We start from the raw sequence: 18082 nt of genomic DNA on the forward strand, positions 1-18082 counted from the left end.
TATCATTTGCGCGTTCTGTTGGAGGTCATGGCATCGAAAATGGCTAAATTTATTGGTCAATTACTATACCGATGCGATTACCCAAGCACGAACGTTTTGAGACCCAGGTGCTCTCCCGTTATCAGATATACAACAGTATCTTCATGACACTGCCTTTTGATACCATAACCAGAACCGGTGTTCTATTACCCCTGTTCTCTGAAATATGCCAGGAGGGATTTGAAAAGGGCATGAATCCATCAGAGATCGTCAAGCAATTTTTTGACACCTACTATCAGGGGCGGTCCAAAGAAGAACAGACCAATCTCTTGTTCCGTTTTATACAGTATATAGAGCGGCAGGTCGTCTTATTCGATGCCATAGAGGATGCCGCCTTTACGAACATCAACAATATGGATGGTCGGGGAACACTTCGGAATGTAAAGGAAGAAGCCGAGGACCTGAACAAGAAGGAGGAACTGAAGGAATACCTGAAAAGATTCTCAGTGCGCACTGTTCTGACCGCTCACCCCACTCAGTTCTATCCCGGTTCCGTACTGGGTATCATCACGGATCTGGCGAAGGCCATCGCTGAAAACGATCTGGAATTGATCAAAAAACTATTGGCCCAGCTAGGAAAGACCCCCTTCTTCAAGAAACAGAAGCCAACTCCCTTTAACGAGGCCGTAAGTCTGATCTGGTACCTGGAAAACGTCTTCTATCATAGTGTCAGCGCCATAAACAGCTATATCCGACACAATGTATTTGAGGGAGAAGATTGGAAGAATCCGGTGATCAATCTCGGATTTTGGCCCGGTGGCGACAGGGATGGTAACCCATTTGTCACTACCCAGATCACCCTGGATGTAGCAGACCGATTACGGACCAGTGTGATCAAGAATTACTATCGTGATCTTCGGCACATAAGAAGACGTACTACATTCAAAGGAGTAGTAGAGATCAGTTCGGCCCTGGAGAAGGAACTCTATGAACATGCTTTCAGGCCACATTCTGAAGTCACTCTGAAAGCAGAGGATATCCTGGACAAACTGGGACGCATGCGGGATCTACTTGTGAATGAACATGAAGGGCTATTTGTTGACCTTGTAGAAGAGCTGATATCCAAAGTCAGGTTATTTGGAATGTACTTTGCCAGTTTGGATATCAGGCAGGACTCCCGGGTGCACCACTCTGTCATGGAAGCCATCATGGAGACGCATCCAGATCTGTTCCCACCTAACTATTCCGATCTGGATGAAGCCGGACAGATCGAGGCCTTGTCCAATTTGACCGGGAAGATCGATCCAGACTCGCTATCAGACAAAATGGCCCGTAAAACGCTGGCTTCTATCTATGCCATGAGGGTGATACAAAAAAGCAATGGTGAGCTGGGCTGTAACCGATACATCATCAGTAACAATGGTAGTGTGATCAACGTGATGGAGGCCTTCGCTATGTTGCGTATGAGCGACTGGAAGGAACCTACCGTAGACGTGATCCCCTTGTTTGAAACCGTAGACGATCTAGGTGTTGCAGATCAGGTGATGGAGACTTTATACACCAATCCAGAATACAAAGCTCATCTGGAAAGAAGAGGTCAGGTGCAGACCATCATGCTCGGTTTTAGCGATGGGACCAAGGATGGGGGATACCTCATGGCCAATTGGAGTATCTATACAGCCAAGGAACGATTAACCGCCATTTCTAGGAAATACGGAATCACTGCCCTATTCTTCGATGGTCGTGGTGGACCTCCAGCCAGGGGAGGTGGAAAAACACATCAGTTCTATGCATCCCTTGGTGATACCATCGAACAACAAGAGATACAGCTAACCATTCAAGGTCAGACCATCAGTTCTAATTTTGGGACACCGGATTCTTGCCGGTACAACCTGGAACAATTGCTCAGTTCCGGAATTGTTGGTGGAGTCTTCAATGAAGAACACAATGACCTGGCACCTGAGGACAGGGAGACTATGGAACATCTGGCGCAATTAAGCTACCAAGCCTATCAGGATTTTAAAGGTCATGCCAAATTCCTGCCCTACCTGGAACGGATGAGTACCTTAAAATACTACGCCAAGACCAATATTGGCAGCCGCCCATCCAAAAGAGGAAAGGATACTGAACTTGTTTTTAGTGATCTGCGAGCGATTCCATTTGTGGGAAGCTGGAGCCAACTGAAGCAAAATGTTCCCGGATTCTATGGGGTCGGCCTTGCGATTGAATCTTTTGAAAAAGAAGGTAAACTTCAGGATGTGATCGATCTCTATCAACGGTCCTCTTTCTTTCGAACACTCTTGGAAAATAGTATGATGAGCCTGACCAAATCATTTTTCCAATTGACAGCCTATATGAAGGACGATCCCGAGTTTGGGGAATTCTGGAAAATGATCCACCAGGAATACGAGCGTTCCAAGGCCATGCTGCTTAAAGTATCTGGATATTCCGAATTGATGGAAGACAGCCGAGCCATGCGTGCTTCCATAGCTGTCAGGGAACAGATCGTTCTGCCACTGCTGACCATTCAGCAATTTGCCCTTAGGAGTATTGAGGAGTTAAAATCCGAAGCAAATGCGGACGAGCTTCGTGTTTACGAACAGATGGTAACCCGATCGCTGTTTGGAAATATCAATGCCAGCAGGAATTCAGCCTAGAAGACGTAGTTAGCGGATAAGATCAGGTTGGTGCCCGGTGCAGCAATACCAGAAGCATAGGGCCTGTACCGTTGATCGGTAATGTTCTCCAACAGGGCTGTTAATTGCAGGTCTTTTGTAATAGCGTATTGAGCCCCGAAATTCAAGGTGTACCAAGAAGGTGAGAACGGATTTCCATTCTCGTCCTTTGCATATAGGAAGGGATTATTTTGCTGACTTGGAGCCAGATCTTCGAAATTAAACTGCCCGTTGTATTCTGCAAATGCATCCAGGCTCCACTTGCTGCGCTTATACTTCAAGTGAGTGTTTCCAAATGGGGGTGCAGCGTGCCGAACCGGCACTTCACTCCCATCGGCTTCTTCCGTGAATCCATCAGTGATGTTGTACTGTGAGGTCAGTTGCCATTGCGGGCTGAAATTGACCTCAACTCCAGCCTCGAAACCGTAAACTTCTGCTCTACCTGCATTTTGAATGGCCTGAACATTGCTCAATTCTCCTTGGTAGATGATCTCAGACTGCCCATTGATAGTAAAGTCTCGTCTTACCAGTGCATCGTCCAGGATGGTGTAATAGGTTCCCAGGTCGAGGCGAACTATGTTTCCAAAATTGAAAAGAACCCCAATCTCTCCATTGTATGCATACTCCGGTTGCAAATCTGGGTTGGGGACCACGACACTGCCAGGTTCACTGTCGAATACCTTCCCTACATCGTCAATATTAGGTGCTCTGAACGCTGTCCCGAAATTCAGCTTCCACTGAATCTTTTCATTGGGAACCCAGGTAATTCCCGCGCTACCAGTCAAAGCTCCCGTGTTGATATCCACGTTGGAAAATGGAAAGTCAAAAAACGCATTATTCTCCTCGAAACTAGCATCGATCAGGATATGGTTGTAACGCAATCCTCCCTGAAAGGATACCTCTGGCCCAAGATCCGATTGCATACTGGCATAGGCTGCTATGGATTGCCAGCTTGAACCGTCCGGGTATCGGGTGGCATCTGCTGTCGTTTGTCCAGTGCTTATATCTGTTACCCAACCGGAACTGCCAACCAAATTGTAAACGTATTCAAGCCCGTAAAAGATATTGGTCCGATCTATCTTCTTGGTCAGATCCAGGTTGACTGAAAAGGCATCGACCTGCTCGTCATTCTGGTATAGTTCTACTTCATTGAACCGCCGGTTATTCCTGCTTTCTTCAAACTGCTGATAGGCTAAAGTCAGTTGGCTATCATCGAATAGGAGGGCATCGTCCAGGTGATGATTGGCCGAAAAGCGACCGCTGAACCAACGCTGAGGTCCGTAATACCATTCTGCGTAACGAAGATTCCCTTCTGCCTCCTGGATTAAGCGATCGTAGCGGTCATAATCACTTGTTGCAGAATAGGTAAGGGCCAGGTCAAAATCCCAACTCTTGGATGGCATGTATCTGATCTTCTGCATCAGACCAAATTGGTCATATCCTGTGGAGACTTGTTTCTCAGGGTCATCATTTTTAACTATGACATCTTCGCCATTGACGGTCTGCACATATTCCGGTCTCAGATAGTCATCAGGACCATGACTCCCCATTTTCAAGTCGTCAAAATCACTGTAGGATATACTAGTGAGAAATGCCCACTCTTTCATGCCAAAATTGAGTTCCAAATGGCCTGTTTTTTCCTGGTTAGCCGTAGAATATCTCGCCAGTGCCTCTCCCGAAAAAGACATGCCTTCTTCGAAGGAGAATGCCGGTTTTTTGGTGTAAAAACTGATCACACCCCCTATGGCATCACTACCGTAAACCACGGAGCCCGGACCCAATATCACCTCGGTACGGTCGATGGACAGCGGATCGATGGAGATTACGTTCTGGATATTACCTCCCCGGAATATCGCCGTATTGAATCGTACCCCATCTACTACGGTCAACAATCGGCTGGTAGAGAATCCTCTGATCATCGGACTCCCCCCGCCCAGTTGACTTTTCTGAACAAAAACCTGTCCACTGTTCTGAAGCAGGTCAGCCGCAGTCTGAGGGTTTCTAAATAAGATCTCCTCACTGGTCAAACTGATAATCTGTTGTGGAATGTCTCTTTTCTGCTGTCCGAATTTGGAAACAGAAAGCACGATCTCGTCCAAGGCACTTTCATCTTCCTTCAGATAAACCACAGAACCATTGGCCAATATTTCCTTTTTGGTCAAGGTGGTGTCCTGATGAGCAATGTGTGTGAATAAGATCGGTTCTTCTGTATCGAATTCCTGAAGATCGGTTTGACCCTTCAAGTTTGTAGTAGCGATCTTAAGTCGATCTAAACTATATAAGGCTACCCCCGATACAACCTGGTCATCGCTTTGTGAAAAGACCTGTATTTGTTGCGCGGTAAGGAGATGACTGAAACCAATTAGGAAAAGGAACAGTAAGGTTCTAAGCATGCTTAGTTAAATAGTTCGATAAGTACCGGTAGAGATCGCGGTTTTTTAAATTGCTGCAAATGTAACTGATAATAGGTCAACAGCAAATCCAGGACCTCCAGACGTTGATTTTTTGGTTGTGAAACATCCTTTAACCTATCAAAATCTATGCCGAAATAGGCTTTCAGCCCTTCTATTTCGGGGCCTGAACGGACATAGTCTCCCTCAGGTCTGTCGTGAAATCTACCCTCCATCAGGTCAAAATACAAGCTGTTCGTATGGCTCAGATCAGGATAGAACCCCAGGAAAGCCGTTAATCGCAGTAGGAATAGGATGTGAAAGGAGGCAATTTCCTCATGTTGATCCAGCCAGACCAGTGCAGCGGTCACATATTCGAACAGGTCGGGATCGGGAACTTCTTCTTTAACTACCTGTTGCAAGACCTCGGCTAAGAATAGTAGCAATGTACTTTTAACAACATCTGTTTGAACACTTTGATATGTGTAGGCTAACCGGGCCTCTTTAATCCTTTCCAGTGTTCCTTTGTCCTTGTGAAAAGCCTGTATCTCCAATTGGGTCAGGGGCTGAAAATAAGACACCCGGAGTTTCCCTTTTCGACTCTTTCTAATACCTCTTAGCAAATAATGTCGAATTCCATGCTCCCTGGTCAACAGATGGGCAATGAGGTCAGCCTCTCCATATTTGAGAGTGGACAATACCAAAGCTTGAGTTTGGACGACCATGATCAGCGAACGATCATGATCTTGGAAACGGTGGTTTCAAGATTGTCTTCAGTGGTTACCAATACCATATACACTCCTGATGCGACCCGATATCGCCCAAAAGCAGTGGTGTCCCAAAGCACACTACCTCCTTGGGATGTAGTTTCAAAAACTAAATTCCCTTCAATATCGGTGATCTTCACATTGGCTCTGTCCGTAAGACCATCAATAGTGACATCGCCAACAAATCCAGGCCGGACCGGATTGGGATATACATAGACTTCTTCCAGATTGTCTCTCGGAGCCGTAGAGGTCCCATCGTAGGATACCAACCCGCGGGTTGTCGCAAAATAAACTCTCCCAGTAAACTCATCTATGGTCATATCCTGCACGTTGTCACTGGGCAAAGGAGAATTCTCCTTGGTGAAACGAAGCAAGGTTTCCTGTCCATTGGCAGAAACATAGAAGACACCAGATGTAGCGGTCGATATCCACTTATTGTTGGATCCATCAACCTCGATATCTGTTATGGACTGAGCAAATAAGAGTTCTTGAGCCACCCCATCTTCCAAAAAGACGATCTCACTGGCTTGTGGATTAGAACCTTCTTCAAAGAAGTCATTTACCGTGAATAGCACTCTAAGTCCTTCTAAGGTACCTATCCACAATCGGTTATTATTGTCAAATGCAAGTGCCCGGATATCCACCGAAGGAAGATTTCCAACTCCAACGCCCTCCTGTATTCTGTTAAAACGACCCGTGGCCGGATCATAACCCACCAAACCGCTCTCGGCCGTTCCGAAGAACACAAACCCTTGCCTGTTGATGGCAATCTCAGTCAGAGCCAATTCAGCCTCACCATCTATAATTGAAGAGATGTCGATCTGCTGGAACTGACCAGAAGGGCTCAGACGCTGAAGTCCTTCATTAGTTCTTGACTGAAGGAACCACAGATTTCCTTCCCGGTCAAAATCCAAACCGTACAAACGGAGTCCAATTCCCGTATTGCCATTCGGAATTTCCAGAGGACTATTGGTTTCGTTAAACAGCACAGTTGGAACTTGATCGACTATCTTCAACAGGCCTTTTTGATAAGAGCTCATATAGACCTCATTAGGGTCTTCTGGATTTATCGCGATGGAGACCAGGTCGTTTGCGTCGAATACCTCTTCGACACTCAGATTAGTCCATACATCTTCTCTTAGATTGCTAACCCCTCTAAAGTTGAGTGGGAATGGATTAAAAGCCACGTCCACCTCTCCAAAATTGACCCACAGCTGGCCGGGAGTGGCGTCAACAGAAAAGGGATTGTTAAGTATGGGACCATCCGGAAGTATTATTCTTGGATTTGAGCTGCCAAATGGGATCTGAAACAAACCAGATTCTTCAGTCCCCAGGTAGAAAACATTGTTATGCGTCAAACCGGATTGTAATATGTCTTCAGAGCCAAAGGGAAGACTGACCTGATTTAGGGGCACATAACCCGGTTCAAAGGCGAAAGAGGAACCAGCTGTTGTAATGGTCAGTACCTGCCGGTGAACCTGAAAATCCAAGACTGGTACATTGTAGGTTTCCAGATCCGTAAAACCGACTCCGGGATCGTATCTGGCGACTATGGTGCTGTTTCTCAATCCAACTACCTCTTCTCCCAGATTCTGAACTGCATTCCACTGGCCACCCACTACCCGGGTCCAGCGTTCAAAATCGATCAGGTTATTCTCATCGATAAGCGCCTGCCTTAGTCCGCCCTCCTTGGTAGCTGCATAGATATAAGGCTCGATGACAGCCGTCTGCCTGACTTGGATCTGCTCTCCCGCCTCGCCAATGAAGTAGGTGTCGTCAAACTCCAGCCGTTCCAAGTTATAGACCGATACACCAAAATCTGAGGAGATATATAGGAAACCGTTGTATTCGGCCAGATGATTGATACGCTTGCGGTTGGGCGGTATGGTTGGCTTATTTTGAATGTCCACCACTTTCAGGACGTCCTCACCATCCAGCACGATCTCCAATAATCCATCTTCATATCCGATCACCAGCAGATCAAAGTTCTCACTGTAGTAGAGTGTGGTAAGGGACGAGCCTGATAGTCCGTTTATTGTCGTGATGGTCTCCAGCTCCTCAGTGCTGAGATCAAAGGTAAAAACAGCATTCTCAGTACCGGCGTAGATCCTGTCATTACCTTGCTGAATATCACGTACCGACACGAAGGAAAAGAAACCGGTCCAGCGGTCTGAAAAATTCTGAGAAAGTACCGCAGTACAGCTCAAAACCAGTACGAGCAAGGTTATGCTTAGTTTTCTTGACAATGCCATTGCAACCATAACACGCTAAAATAGTATTTATTGCCACCTCAAAACCAAAAAAGGTTACCAAAAATGGCAACCTTTTTTAGAAAATCTATAGATCGAGTGATTAAACCACTCCCTGAGCCATCATGGCCTCTGCAACTTTAACAAATCCGGCTACATTAGCCCCTTTAACATAGTCCACATAGCCGTCCTCATCAGTACCATACTCAACACATGCGGCATGGATATTGTCCATGATCTGGTGTAGCTTGCTATCAACTTCCTCACTAGTCCAGCTCATTCGCAGGGAATTCTGAGACATCTCCAGTCCTGAAGTGGCAACTCCTCCCGCATTGGAAGCCTTTCCAGGGGAGAAAAGGATCTTACTTTCATGGAATACAGCTATAGCCTCGGGTGTACAAGGCATATTGGCTCCCTCACCTACACAATAACAGCCGTTGGCCACAAGGGTTTTGGCCTCTTCTTCATTCAATTCGTTCTGAGTGGCGCAAGGCAAGGCGATATCACAAGGAATATCCCATGGGCGTTGACCTTCCATATAGGTAGCGCCAGGATAGTGATCCACATATTCCTTAATGCGGCCTCGTCTTACATTTTTAAGCTCTTTCACAAAGGCGATCTTCTCTTCGTTCATGCCATCCGGGTCGTGGATACATCCTCCGGAATCTGAGAAAGAAACAACCTTAGCTCCCAGTTGCATGGCCTTTTCGGCTGCAAATTGTGCCACATTACCACTTCCGGATACCACTACGGTTTTACCGTTCAGGTCTTCTCCTCTGGTTGAAAGCATATTCTTAGCGAAATAGACATTCCCATATCCTGTAGCCTCCGGACGGATCAAGGAACCTCCATAACTTAGGCCTTTACCGGTAAGAACACCGGTAAATTCGTTTCTGAGCCGTTTGTACTGCCCAAAGAGATAACCGATCTCTCGACCTCCGACACCAATGTCACCAGCCGGCACATCCGTATTTGGCCCAATGTGACGAGCCAATTCGGTCATAAAGCTTTGACAAAAACGCATGACCTCTGCATCGCTCTTACCTTTTGGGTTAAAATCACTTCCGCCTTTTCCACCGCCCATTGGCAGGGTGGTCAGACTGTTTTTAAAGACTTGCTCAAAACCGAGGAATTTCAAAATGCTCAGGTTTACACTTGGGTGAAAACGCAATCCACCTTTGTAAGGCCCGATAGCAGAGTTATACTCCACGCGGAAACCACGATTTACCTGTACCTGTCCCTGATCGTCCGTCCAGGAGACCCTGAAAATGATGGTTCTTTCCGGTTCTACCATTCGCTCTAGGAGCTGTTTGTTCTGGTAACGAGGATTAGCTTCAATAAATGGGATCACCGTTTCGGCAACCTCCATGACCGCCTGTAAGAATTCGGGTTCATTCGGATTTGATTTCTCAACCTTGGAAACAAAATCCTGAATACTTTCTTTCACGAGTTAAAAGATTAGTTTGATTGTTGTAGAAAAAATGAACATAATTCAAAAAAGTAAGAAAAAACTGCCTTAAAATTACAATTATCGTATTTCTAAATCGTTTTCGCTAACAAGGCACAAATATAAGTCTTATGTGTTTAAAGCCCATTGATCAACCAACAAATAACCTAAATCTGAGCATTAAATTTCGACGTTTCCAATGTTTTTATATATTTGTTAAGTCTCAATCTAAACCGTAATCATGATGAATACCAGAAAACTGCTCTTGGTATTTCTTCTCATCCTCTTTGCTAAGCAAGAACTTCAAGCTCAATTCGGTTTTTCCCACGAAATTGGTGTGATTGCAGGTCCTGTGGTATTCTACTCGGATTTTGGCCAGCGTTATGATTTTGAGACGAACATCGGTAATGTCGGTATTGGTATTGGAATCATTCACTACATGAATTTTTCCTATCGAGCGGATTGTAACTGTTATACCCGGGATCGATACTTCAACGATCACTTCAAACTCCGATCAGAATTAGACTACCACGTCACCAACTTTGATCATTTCGGAGAATGGGTAGAACCGGACAAGACCTCCCTCTTCGCCGATCAATTGCGAGCGATGAAAGGAAAATCCAGCGTGCTGGAATTAGGTGCTCAATTAGAGTATTTCCCCTTAAGTATCCGCGACTTCGCGGCCGGACAATATAGGGTGGCTCCGTTTATTAGCTTAGGGGCTCACTACGTTTGGTACAATCCTCAGGTTACCAGTGAACTTGGGCCATTGGAAATTGCCGACGGGACTTCCAATCCAGCTTCAGTGCCATTCAAATACTACGATAGCTTCCAGCAGGAATCAGCCTCAACTTGGGCTGTGGTTGGAAGTGTGGGAATACGATATAAATTATCTGTAGTCAGTGACCTCATGCTGGATAGCCGATGGACGTATTACGCATCCAACTGGGTAGATGGGTTAAATCCTGATGTGCCTGAGAACAAAGCCAACGATTGGACCTACTGGCTTAACGTAGGTTACATCTACTATCTCGACTAGATTTTTACCTAACTTTTAGTTTAACGCTTGTCGAAGGTCTTCGATAAGATCGTCTATATCCTCAATTCCAACACTTAATCGAATAAGGGAATCCACAACACCTGTTTTCTCCCTTTCTTCCTTCGGAATACTAGCATGGGTCATACTGGCCGGATGACCTGCAAGACTTTCAACTCCCCCAAGGCTTTCCGCCAAAGTGAACACTTTTAGCTTTTCAACAATGGCTATTGCCTCATCGTAATCATGGCCTTTGGTAACAAAGGATACCATCCCGCCGTAATCGTCCATTTGCGCAGTTGCCACATCGTGATTTGGATGGTCTTTAAAACCGGGCCAATACACCTTCTCGATCTTGGGATGTGTTTTAAGATATTCTGCTATCTGCCGTCCATTCTCGCAGTGACGCTGCATCCTGACATGCAAGGTCTTAATACCTCTCAGTACAAGGAAACTATCCTGGGGACCACAAACACCTCCACTGGCATTCTGGATAAAATAAAGCTTGTCTGCAAGTTCTTTATCCTTGACAGCCAACGCCCCCATAACAACATCAGAATGCCCGCCTAAATACTTAGTGGCACTATGCATCACGATATCGGCTCCCATATCTAATGGGCGCTGCAAATAAGGTGTGGCAAAGGTGTTATCCACTGCCAACAAAATATCATGGTCGCTGGCAACTTCCGCCATGGCCTTGATGTCGATGATGTTCATCATCGGATTGGTCGGGGTCTCTACCCAGATCAATCGGGTGTTGTCATTGACATAATTCCTGACCTTATCGGCATTCTCCATACCGATAAAGTGAAATTTGAGACCAAAATCCTCATAGACCTTGGTAAATAGCCGGTAACTACCCCCGTAAAGATCATTGGTAGAAATGATCTCATCTCCTGGTTTGAGCAACTTTAAAACAGCATCTATGGCAGCCAGACCACTGGCGAATGCCAGACCGTATTCTCCGTTCTCTATGCTCGCAAAGGATTTTTCCAGCGCATTTCGAGTCGGGTTGTGTGTTCTTGAATACTCATAGCCCTTATGACCGCCGGGTGTCGATTGAGCATAGGTCGAAGTTTGGTATATAGGAGGCATTACCGCTCCGTAAGCCGGATCGTGCTCTTGCCCTCCATGAATGGTCTTGGTGTTAAATTTCATAATTCCTTTTTATTGGGATTTACTGCCATTGACACACATCGAAGGGTTCCCGATGAGCGCCGAACAAAAGTAATCCATTCCGTGATTATAGAGAAAACTGTCGTATTTTTATTCTGTGAATTACAAGTATCTGCTGGCGAGTTTTCTAGTACTGCTGATCGGATGTGAGCAGCCCGCCCCATTGACCTTCGAAAATATCCACCTCAGTCTGATTGACGATCCCGATTGCTCCAGTCAGCCTTGTCCCATTATCGACATAGATTATCCTGTTGCACTTGGTGAAGATGAGGTATCCATATCCATTTCAACTGGGCTGGAGAACCGAATAATCGAGTCCTTCCAGATCAATCCGGACGGACCCAAGGCGAATACTGTGGAGGATGCCATTGCCCAATTTACGCAGGGTTATCGGGCCGATAAGGCAGAATTTCCGGATATGAATGCACAATATGAAGTTAGTATCATACTGGAAGAATCCTTTCGAAACGAAAAACTGATCTGTTTCCGGCAAGGAGATTTTAAGTATACAGGCGGGGCTCACGGAAATGGGGTTACCTTATATCAATACTTCGATCTACAATCCGGTCAGGAATTCGAATTTGACAAGTTGATAGCAGACAGGGACGGTTTAGCGAACCTGGCAGAAGAAAAATTCAGGGCTAAGTTCAACATCGGACCTTCAGAATCTATCAATAGTCCTGGTTTTTGGTTTGAGGAAGAACTTTTTGCCTTACCGGAAACCTTTGGCCTGGAAGAGGATCAGCTTATGCTGGTCTACAACACCTACGAGATCGCCTCGTACGCGGACGGAACGGTTGAGGTTGCCATTCCGCTGAATGAGGTCAGTGAATACCTGAATCTGGAATAAGTCTTTAATGCAATGAAGAAATTCTACCACCTGGGAACCTGTGATACCTGTAAGCGAATAGCCCGAGAATTGGATCTGCCGTCAGAGTTTGAACGGATCGATATCAAGAAAAAGCCCTTTGAGGCAAAAGAGTTGGAATCCCTGAAAGAACTCGCAGGAAGCTACGAAGCCTTGTTTAGTAGGAGGGCCAAACTCTACAAGGAAAGAGGACTGGGTCAAGAAGATCTCAGTGAAGCGGATTACAAGAATTTCCTGCTAGAGCATTATACCTTCTTAAAACGACCGGTGCTGATCAACGGGGACCAGATCTTTATCGGCAACAGTAAGAAGATAGTCGAAGCCGCCCGCGCTTCATTAGCTTAACCCATGAACCCCCGCGTCCTAGCACTTTTAGCGGCCTTTGGGGCAAGCGCCATTTACGGGGCCAATCACACCATAGCCAAGGGATTGATGCCGGACGTGATCGGACCCTTCGGATTTATCATACTGCGCGTGGTTGGAGCAGCATTGTTGTTTTGGATCATTAGCCCCTTATTTCCCGCAGAAAAGATCGAACGATCTGACTGGCTAAGAGTTCTTGGTTGTTCTTTTTTCGGGATGGTCCTTAACATGAATATGTTTTTTAAAGGGCTTCAGTTGTCTACTCCTATCAACAGTTCGGTGGTCATTACCCTAACGCCTGTCCTCTTATTGGTTCTCACTGCTGTCTTTTTAAAAGAACGAATCACCTGGACAAAGGCACTCGGAATCTCAATTGGTCTGGCTGGGGCCATGATGCTGATTTTCTTTGGGCCCAGGACACAGGCCAACGCACCCAACATACCTTTAGGGAACTTGCTATTTGTGGTCAACGCATCCAGTTATGCCATTTACTTGATCATGGTGAAACCCTTGGTGGCAAAATATCACTCCGTCACACTGATGAAATATTTCTTTCTTCTGGCCATCTTCATGAATATCCCAATAGGTTGGGGCGAGTTCAGCGCGGTAGACTGGCCGGGGCTTAACTTTGACATGATCTGGAAAATGGCCTTTGTTGTAGTGGGCACAACCTTCCTGACCTATCTGTTCAACATATATGCCCTGAAACAACTAAGCCCATCGACAATCGGAGCCTTTATTTACCTGCAACCGGTACTGGCAGCCTTCTTCGCTATTTTAGCGGGAGTGGATCAACTCAGTCCTTTGCGGATCGGTGCAGCGGCATTGATCTTTTTCGGGGTCTTCCTTTCCACCAGAAAACCGGCCGTAAAAAGAGTGAAAACCCATTGAATATTAACGGCTTACTAAAAAATATTGATGGGATTAATTGTACCTTTTTGCTCCTAATCAAAAAACATAGATATGACTACCCAAGACATTGCCAATAATTTAGTGGCCTGGTGCCGACAAGGCGAATACGACAAGTGTTACAACGATCTGTACTCCCCGGATGTGATCAGCATCGAGCCCGATGGAGACAACCCTGTTTCCAACGGCATGCCTGAAGTTCTTAAAAAAGCCGAATGGTGGGCTGAGAATTATGAATATCACGGGGGTGACGTCTCCGACCCAATAGTCGCAGACAATTGGTTTACCGTACGTTTCGACATGGACACAACTTTCCGTCCAACAGGACAGCGCACTCAAATGTCAGAACTAGCCGTTTACCAGGTCCAGGACGGAAAGATCGTCAAAGAACAGTTCTTCTACGATTCTGAACCAGAGGCTTAAAGATCAACTGGCCTACGGCCGTTGCTTCTCATATCTTCTTGGGTCAACACCTTATAATCTGAGGATTTCGGCGCTTGGTCCAGCTTGTCGACCAATTCTGATGGTAGCGGTGTAAGTTTCCTACTTGTCAGATCGATCCAGCCTCCTTGCATTTCGCAATGGGCCAGGTTACGCCCTTTTTCGTCGTAGAAATTGTGGATAAACCGAAAGAACATCCCATCTTCACTGGCTCCCCCAAGTTCGAAGCTCACCCTGATCTTGCCTTGCATGGCCGACTCCCTGAAGTAATGAAGGTGTTCAAAAAAGACCACCGGGCCAATGTTATGATCTATCATGGTCTTATGGCCCAAACCATGTTGGATCAGGAAGCTCATCCTGGTGTGACTCATATAGTTGACATAGGAGCTGTTGGCCAAGTGGCGGTTGGCGTCCAGATCGTTCCAACGTACTTCGAATTCTTTGATAAACACGTGTAAAATTTTTGCGTCAAAATTACAACTTTAAGCCCCATACAAACATAAAAAGCGTCCCATGCGTAAGTCTTTTTTGTGTTGATCATGATGTTTAAGTTTAGTTCTTTCACAGGTCAATTTCGAAACCTATTAAGTTTGTAATGTTGACACCGGTGTTTTCCTTGAATACGACCATTATCGTTAATTTTATCCCTAATGCCGATAATCAGTTCCAGTTACCGTGCTTTTGGGCCCTTTAAAAATGGGCATTTCTCTACTATTTATTCCGCCAAACTTCGCCCTGCGATCACTTTTCACCAGGAAAGGGAACGAATCGGCCTTCCCGACGGAGATTATGTAGACTTGGATTTCCACTATCAAAAGCCCGAAAGCAACAAGATAGTGGTGCTTTTACATGGATTGGAGGGCAATGCACAGCGCTCCTATATCAAAGGACAGGCGAGGGTACTGCAAGAAGACGGTTGGGATCTTTGCGCCATGAACTACAGGGGCTGTAGTGGTAGTGATAATCTTTTATACCGATCGTATAACGCTGGAGCCACGGAAGATCTTGAGGAAGTGATTCGCTACATATCAGAAAAAGATCGGTATGATGAGATCTGTCTTATTGGATTTAGTTTAGGAGGTAACCTCTTACTGAAGTATTTAGGAGAAGAAAGGGATCTATCTCCACTGATCACCAAGGCCGTCGCCATATCGACACCTCTGAGCCTTAGAGGGTCACTAGAGGAGCTAACAAAATGGTACAACTGGGTTTACAGGACCACCTTTTTACGGTATTTAAGGAAGAAGTATAAACGGAAAATGCCTACTTATCCGGAGCAAATGAGCCAGGTGGAACTTAAGCAGATCCGCAACTTACTGGAGTTTGATCATCGATACACTGCCAAGGCGCATGGCTACCTGGACGCCTGGGACTATTACAACCAATGTAGCTCTGTGAATTTTCTTGCTGCAATCGATCGCCCTATTCTTATCCTCAACGCCTTAAATGATAGCTTTCTCTCCCCCGATTGCTACCCTGAAGACCTGGCAACTAAATCCAAAAAGATCTACTTAGAAATGCCACAGCACGGAGGTCATGTTGGATTTGTGAAAGCCGGCAATATCTACTACAGTGAAACCAGAGCCAGAGACTTCCTCAAGCCTTAATTTCTTGCTATCTTTAACCCAAACAAGAGAACCATGAGCAAACTGCGCTACCTATTGATGCTATCCCTGGCCACCCTGGTCATATCCTGTGGAGGAAATGAGAAAAAAGAGAAAGAAGAAGAATCTGCACCTGTTAAGATCGGGACGCAGGACAGTTCTGCCAAAGAGGACTCCAACTCCGTCAATGTAGGTCTTACTGGCAATGACCTAATGCAATACAACAAGAACGAGATCAAGGTAAAAGCCGGACAGGAAGTTACCTTAACACTTCGTCATGTAGGTCAACAGGAGTTGTTGGTCATGGGGCATAATTTCGTACTCTTAAAACCGGGTACGGTAATCAACGAATTTGCCATCAAAGCCGCTGAAGTAGGAAAGGATGCCGACTGGATTCCGGAAGATGGTAAAGACGTAATCGTTCACACCAAAATGATCGGTGGAGGTGAAAGTACTTCGATCACCTTTACTGCTCCAGAGGCTGGCACCTACGATTTCATCTGCAGTTTCCCCGGGCACTCTGCCATGATGAAAGGGAAGTTCATCATAGAATAATCCTACCGAAAATCATCGCTTTCGCGATAGGCTTGGATCACTCGATTCTCGCCTTGCACTCCATCTATGGAATTACCATGTTCCATTCCCAGTATGCCATTGAATTGACGCGAGTGGATGTATTTGAACACATTCTTGTAATTGATCTCGCCGGTGGTGGGTTCATTCCTGCCGGGATTATCTCCAATCTGGAAATAGCCGATCTCATCCCAGCACGCCTCAATATTAGGCAATAGATTCCCTTCCTGGATCTGCTGATGGTAGATATCAAATAGGATCTTACATGAAGGACTGTTTACAGCCTTGCAGATCTGGTAGGCCTGAGGGGATTCCGCCAAGAAAAGCCCAGGGTGATTTCTGAAATTCAGCGGTTCCAACACCATGACCAATCCATGCGGTTCCAAAATTGCACTGGCTTGCTTCAGGGATTCGATCACATTGACCGTTTGATAATCCTTGTTTAGCCTTAAATCTACATGGCCTGGCACTACCGTCATCCATTTTGCATTAACCCGCTTGGCAACTTCCACAGATGACCTGATGTCCGCCAGGAACTCGTCCCGCCATTCTTGCTTTCCACTCGCCAAGTTCGGCTCTTTCCAATAGATCTTGTGTGCAACAAATACCCCCATGTCCATGCCCAATCGCTCCATGGCCGCCGCCATTCGCTTTTGGGTCTCCAGGCTACGGCCTTTCATTTCGTTATCCTCAAACGACCGGAATCCCTTGTCTGCCATAAATTCCAACTGTGCTACCTCGTCCTTGCCTGCCGAAGCCTCAAACATCCCTAGGTGAGGGGCATAGTTCAAATTGAAAGTAGGATCAGTGTCCTTGGACAATTGCATTTGAGCTAAGGCAGAAGCCCCGCCTAATGCAAAAAAGGAGCCTGTCAGGGCTCCTTTTTCTATAAAATTTCGTCTGTTCATAACCCTCGGTTTACAGTGCCATGGCTTTACCATTATTTCCGGCTTGGCCCAGGTTGATACAACCCAGTTGTTGTCCTGGCACGGGATCGTACCAAAGCACATTCTTCCCAATCTGCTCACTGGATTTCCAGGCCCAGACTGTCATTCCTCGAATGGTTCCGAGTAAAGCGGACGCCGCTGCTTCATTACTGATGGCAGGGAAATTATTCGGATCAGCTTGACGGTAAAACGCATCCATCTCTTTACCATAAGCCTGCATTTTCTCAGGATCAAAAGCTAAAAACTCGGCCAGCAATGCATCGTAATCTTCTACCGTTCCTTTTCCAAGTCCCTTTTGGTAACGTTCATTGAACAAGGTCTCAAATTGAGTCCAAAGAACCGGTAGATGCTGCCGCAACTGACCATAACTATCTTGTACCTCAGCCACAGGAAGGTCGTGTTCCGTTGGAGTCACTTCGTTCCAGTATGCATCGATAAAGTTATGAGCACCTATATCAACAGCACCTGGTACTTCTGGATCTGACGGTATGATCAGATCGACCATATGCTTAAGGGCATAACCTTGGTCGACAGAAAGAAAAACCGGTTGAAAATCGGGCTCGTTGGCACAGCTTTGTAATAAGCTGACAACCGTAGGCGTGGCTACCAGGAATCCGGCGCCATATCCTAAACTCTTTAATGCTTGTCTTCTATCCAT

16 protein-coding genes are annotated in these 18082 nt (G+C 46.0%); 8 read left to right on the plus strand and 8 right to left on the minus strand.

Annotated features, from left to right (window positions below):
* Positions 1 to 71 precede the first annotated feature (71 nt).
* A complete protein-coding gene (locus BST85_RS10725; protein WP_104813238.1) occupies positions 72 to 2636 on the plus strand; it encodes a phosphoenolpyruvate carboxylase in 2565 nt (854 codons plus the stop codon).
* Here BST85_RS10725 and BST85_RS10730 read toward each other — a convergent pair.
* The 4 genes from BST85_RS10730 to gdhA form a co-directional block, all read right to left on the minus strand.
* The gene (locus tag BST85_RS10730) at positions 2633 to 5047 is read right to left on the minus strand and encodes a TonB-dependent receptor plug domain-containing protein (RefSeq protein ID WP_104813239.1); all 2415 of its coding nucleotides are present in this window, start codon (positions 5045 to 5047) and stop codon (positions 2633 to 2635) included. The two genes, BST85_RS10725 and BST85_RS10730, sit on opposite strands and share 4 nt — an antisense overlap.
* Positions 5048 to 5049: 2 nt before the next feature.
* Positions 5050 to 5769, minus strand: a complete 720-nt coding sequence (gene recO, locus BST85_RS10735) for a DNA repair protein RecO (protein ID WP_104813240.1) — start codon at positions 5767 to 5769, stop codon at positions 5050 to 5052.
* A 2-nt stretch (positions 5770 to 5771) separates the two neighbouring features.
* Positions 5772 to 8033 (minus strand): type IX secretion system anionic LPS delivery protein PorZ, encoded by a 2262-nt coding sequence (porZ, locus tag BST85_RS10740; protein ID WP_181040008.1) that lies wholly within the window; start codon positions 8031 to 8033, stop codon positions 5772 to 5774.
* Between the two features lie 130 nt (positions 8034 to 8163).
* The gene (gene gdhA, locus BST85_RS10745; protein WP_104813242.1) at positions 8164 to 9507 is read right to left on the minus strand and encodes an NADP-specific glutamate dehydrogenase; all 1344 of its coding nucleotides are present in this window, start codon (positions 9505 to 9507) and stop codon (positions 8164 to 8166) included.
* A 244-nt stretch (positions 9508 to 9751) separates the two neighbouring features.
* Here gdhA and BST85_RS10750 point away from each other — a divergent pair, with 244 nt between their 5' ends.
* Positions 9752 to 10546 (plus strand): THC0290_0291 family protein, encoded by a 795-nt coding sequence (locus tag BST85_RS10750; protein WP_104813993.1) that lies wholly within the window; start codon positions 9752 to 9754, stop codon positions 10544 to 10546.
* Positions 10547 to 10561: 15 nt separating this feature from the next.
* Here the strand turns inward: BST85_RS10750 and BST85_RS10755 are convergent, their stop codons facing one another.
* Complete coding sequence (locus BST85_RS10755; protein WP_104813243.1) at positions 10562 to 11701, minus strand: cystathionine gamma-synthase; 1140 nt, start codon at positions 11699 to 11701, stop codon at positions 10562 to 10564.
* A gap of 115 nt (positions 11702 to 11816) precedes the next feature.
* On the opposite strand from BST85_RS10755, the gene BST85_RS10760 reads away from it, so the two are divergent.
* The 4 genes from BST85_RS10760 (at position 11817) to BST85_RS10775 (ending at position 14282) form a co-directional block, all read left to right on the plus strand.
* Complete coding sequence (locus BST85_RS10760; RefSeq protein WP_104813244.1) at positions 11817 to 12569, plus strand: DUF3298 and DUF4163 domain-containing protein; 753 nt, start codon at positions 11817 to 11819, stop codon at positions 12567 to 12569.
* Positions 12570 to 12581: 12 nt separating this feature from the next.
* Positions 12582 to 12932 (plus strand): arsenate reductase family protein, encoded by a 351-nt coding sequence (locus BST85_RS10765; protein WP_104813245.1) that lies wholly within the window; start codon positions 12582 to 12584, stop codon positions 12930 to 12932.
* Positions 12933 to 12935: 3 nt separating this feature from the next.
* Entirely contained in the window at positions 12936 to 13841 is a 906-nt protein-coding gene (locus BST85_RS10770) for a DMT family transporter (protein ID WP_104813246.1), read from the plus strand.
* Positions 13842 to 13913: 72 nt separating this feature from the next.
* A complete protein-coding gene (locus BST85_RS10775) occupies positions 13914 to 14282 on the plus strand; it encodes a nuclear transport factor 2 family protein (RefSeq protein ID WP_104813247.1) in 369 nt (122 codons plus the stop codon).
* Here BST85_RS10775 and BST85_RS10780 read toward each other — a convergent pair.
* A complete protein-coding gene (locus BST85_RS10780; RefSeq protein WP_104813248.1) occupies positions 14279 to 14752 on the minus strand; it encodes an acyl-CoA thioesterase in 474 nt (157 codons plus the stop codon). The two genes, BST85_RS10775 and BST85_RS10780, sit on opposite strands and share 4 nt — an antisense overlap.
* 198 nt (positions 14753 to 14950) lie before the next feature.
* Here BST85_RS10780 and BST85_RS10785 point away from each other — a divergent pair, with 198 nt between their 5' ends.
* Positions 14951 to 15907, plus strand: a complete 957-nt coding sequence (locus BST85_RS10785) for a YheT family hydrolase (protein ID WP_104813249.1) — start codon at positions 14951 to 14953, stop codon at positions 15905 to 15907.
* A gap of 33 nt (positions 15908 to 15940) precedes the next feature.
* Positions 15941 to 16459 carry an azurin gene (gene azu / locus BST85_RS10790; RefSeq protein WP_181040009.1) on the plus strand — a complete coding sequence of 173 codons (519 nt, stop codon included), beginning with the start codon at positions 15941 to 15943 and terminating at the stop codon, positions 16457 to 16459.
* Positions 16460 to 16461: 2 nt separating this feature from the next.
* Here the strand turns inward: azu and BST85_RS10795 are convergent, their stop codons facing one another.
* Entirely contained in the window at positions 16462 to 17385 is a 924-nt protein-coding gene (locus BST85_RS10795; protein ID WP_104813250.1) for a hydroxypyruvate isomerase family protein, read from the minus strand.
* Between the two features lie 10 nt (positions 17386 to 17395).
* A complete protein-coding gene (locus BST85_RS10800; protein WP_104813251.1) occupies positions 17396 to 18082 on the minus strand; it encodes a gluconate 2-dehydrogenase subunit 3 family protein in 687 nt (228 codons plus the stop codon).

The sequence above is a fragment of the Aureitalea marina genome (genome assembly GCF_002943755.1).
Taxonomy (GTDB): domain Bacteria; phylum Bacteroidota; class Bacteroidia; order Flavobacteriales; family Flavobacteriaceae; genus Aureitalea; species Aureitalea marina.